The 3,195-nt window shown below is 66.5% G+C and carries 3 protein-coding genes; all 3 read right to left on the bottom strand.

Annotated features, from left to right (window positions below; all coding sequences use genetic code 11):
- Window positions 1–1,031 (bottom strand): head maturation protease, ClpP-related (locus AC1D01_RS26990; RefSeq protein WP_477871859.1); only part of this gene is annotated, 1,031 nt, incomplete at its 3' end.
- Window positions 1,032–1,121: 90 nt separating this feature from the next.
- Entirely contained in the window at window positions 1,122–1,400 is a 279-nt protein-coding gene (locus tag AC1D01_RS26985; protein ID WP_477871857.1) for a Mor transcription activator family protein, read from the bottom strand.
- A gap of 68 nt (window positions 1,401–1,468) precedes the next feature.
- The coding region (locus AC1D01_RS26980) for a phage terminase large subunit family protein (RefSeq protein ID WP_477871855.1) at window positions 1,469–3,195 on the bottom strand (1,727 nt) is incomplete at its 5' end.

The raw sequence follows: 3,195 nt of genomic DNA, 5'->3' as shown, positions 1-3,195 counted from the left end.
GCCATCGCGGCATTGCGCCTGTCGGTCTCGTCTTCGACCGTGACCACCCAGCCGCCTGCGGCCGGCTCGGTGCCACGGGCCAGCGCATCGAGCAGTCGAGCCTTGGCCTGCACCAGGTTGCAATCGACATCGCTCACCACGGCATCGAGCGCGGCGGAGACACCATCGCGATCCATGTGGYGGTGGAAGACGGCGCGAACCTCGGTCTGGCGCTGGGCTTCGGCGCGCGCGGCGGCTTTGATGGCCTCTTGCTGTGCGGCTTGAGCGGTCGGGTCGGTGGCGGGAACGAGCATCGTGGTCTCCTGAGTCGAAGGGATCGAGGTGTGTGAGAGGGGCAGCTGGGCAGCGGCGGCGGGCACCACCGCGGTGGCCGGTGCAGCGGTGGACGGTGGTGCGGTCGCACGAGCGTCGGGTCGGGTCCAGGCGAAGCGCGTGGCGCTGGCGCTGATCGGGAGGGCGGCCGTGGTCGCATCAGCGAGCTTCTCCGCGACGGCTTCGGATGCGGTGAACCAGTGGTCCTCGCCATCGCTGAGCCAGGCCATCACGTCGTCGAGTGCGCGGCCGGTCTTGGCGGCATAGCTCGCGGCCATCGCCTGCGCCCACTTGTCGAGCATGTCGGCCGCCTGGCGCAGCTCGGCGGCGTTGCCCGAGGTGCCGGCCCAGGGTGCGTGGATCATCAGCATTGCGTTGTCGGCGATCTCGACGCGGTCGCCTGCCATCGCGATCAGGCTGGCGATCGATGCGGCGATGCCGTCAACGCAGACAGTGACCGTGGCCGGGTGGCGCTTCAGCGCGTTGTAGATCGCGATGCCATCGGCGACCGAGCCGCCGAAGCTGTTCAGGCGGACCGACATGGTCTTGGCGTCGAGTGCGGCCACGGTCTTGACGAAGTCCTTTGCAGCGATGGAGTCGCCGTACCAGGATTCGCCGATGTCGCCGTAGATCCAGATCTCGGCGTGCTGTGTTTCGGAGGCCGCGGACGCGTTTGCGACCGGACGCCGATGGATGCTGTACCAGGGCGTGGCACTCATGCGATGACGATTGCGTTTTGCATGCCGTCATCGTCGAAGTTTCGGCGTCTACTTTGTAGGGGCTGCAGTAGACAATTTGCGTGAGCCCACTCAACGTCGAGCGCGGCGCGCAACGGTGCGCTGTGGATCCCTGGTGCCGCAGATGCGATAGACCATGGCGCGCTTCAGCCCGAACTGGTCGCAGATCTCGGCGACGTTGCGGCCATTGAACATCGCGCGGATGCGTTCATTGCGCGCGCTGCGATCGGGGATCGGCACGTAAACGTCGTCTCCTCCGAACCTGTCGCGCATGCCGGCGACGATCTCCTGCGCCATCGCGGTCGCCCACGGATCCTGCACCGCCAGTCGGTCCCGCAGGATGTCGGTCATGTCGAGCACCCACTGTGACGGCGCACGGCTGTGATGGTTGTCGGGATTCGATTCGGCGTGGCTTCTATTCATAGGCGGGAACTCCATGCGTCACTGGCGATTGAGTGGGAAATGTTGTGTGCGGAGGTGAATGCAGGCGCGATCGGCGGGCGTGGTGGTGGCGGGTCTCGCACTGGCACTGCATCCTGTACAGACGCCTGTACAGCCGGTCTGTCGATGGATTCGACGGCCTGCGGCGCCGCGAATAGATCGGGTTCGAGCCCGGCTTCGAGCCGCGCCCACAGCTTGTCGCTGAGCGTGTGCAGGCCGAGCATCTGCGCACAGAACAGCGCGTAGACCGTGCAGTCCAGCTTCTCGTTGCGCTTGCCGGCCGGCTTCAGCCAGCGGTGTTCCTCGCCGCGGCCGGTCTTCACCAACATGCGGCTCTCGGCCGTGAGCTGGTCGTAGAACTCAGCCGTCAGCTCGCGGGCGAAGTGCACGTAGCCCGGCCCGGGCTGGCCCACCTGCAGGCGGCCGTAGAGCAGATCCTTCGCGGTGTCGGTGCCCACGTGCCACAGCCGCACGCCCTTGCGGATCGTCTTGCCGCGCTCGTTCACGTCGACCAGCACGCTGGCGCTCTTGATTGGCCGCCCCAGCCGCGTCTCGCCCTTCACCGCGTATAGGTTCTGGTTCGGCCGGTTGCGCACGAAGACGTAGCACTGGTGCGTGAAGTGGCCGCCGGTGTCGATCGCCACCGCGTCGGCCGACATCTCGACGCCGCAGACATGCCGGAAGGTCGCCTTGATCGCCGGGTCCAGCTTCAGATCCCATTCGCGCTGGTCGGCCGGGTTGCCGTAGATGACCAGGTCGTCCACCACCCACATCTCCTCGCCGCGGCCAAAGCCCCACACCACCAGCTCCCAGCGGTCCCCCTGCACGTCTACGCCGATCGCGAGCTTCACCGCGCCGCGTGGCACGGTGCGCAACGGGTGCCCGTGCTTGCCGCGCAGCGCGAGCTGGCTGGCGTCGGTCTTCTCCAGTTCCTGCTCGTAGGTCTCGCCGCGGGTGGTGTTGATGAAGGTCTTCAGATCACTGTCGTCGCCGGCCTGCGCCTTCTTCGCGGCCGTCAGCCAGTCGCGCACGATGCTCACCCAGGTCGCCTGCGGGCTGTACGCGGTCCAGCTGAAGAACGCCACGTGCCTGGGCGGCACGATCTCTTCGTCCGTGGCGTTCCGGAAGCGCAGCTGAACCGGATCGCGCTCGTCGATCCAGATCCCTTCGGCGGACTTCCAGCGTCCCTTCCAGGCCGCGAGGTACTCGGCCTGGGTGATGCACACGCCGCAGTGCGGGCACACGTGGCCGACTGTCTCCGGGTCGTCGTCCGTCCACTTGAAGCCGTGGAGCGCTTCCTTGCCGCCCCAATCGAGCGTGTGCTCGTCATCGCAATGCGGGCAGCGAATGAAATACTGGAAGCGAACGTCGGCCTGGCTCTCACGGTCCTCGATCAGGCTGAAGCCCTTGAGCTTCGGCGTACTGCCGGCCACCGACTTGGGAAACGTGGCGCCCTCGATGCGCTTGTCGCCGAGCCTGAAGGGACTGCCCTCCTTCTCGATGTCGCGATCGAAGCCGTCGGTCTCGTCGTAGTACACGCAGTCCACGGTGATGCGGCGGTAGTTCTTCGCGGCCTTGCCGCCACGCAGGTGGAGCAAGCAGCCGAGGAAGCGCTTCTTCTTGATCGTGTTCTCTTTGGACTTGCGGTTGAACTTGGGGAACACGCGGCGCATCACGCGCACGTCGCGCAGCATCGGCTCCAGCT

The organism is Rhizobacter sp. P3_B12 (assembly GCF_056402895.1).
The sequence above is the reverse complement of the archived record's forward strand: the minus strand, read 5'-3'. Positions and strand labels throughout refer to the sequence as shown.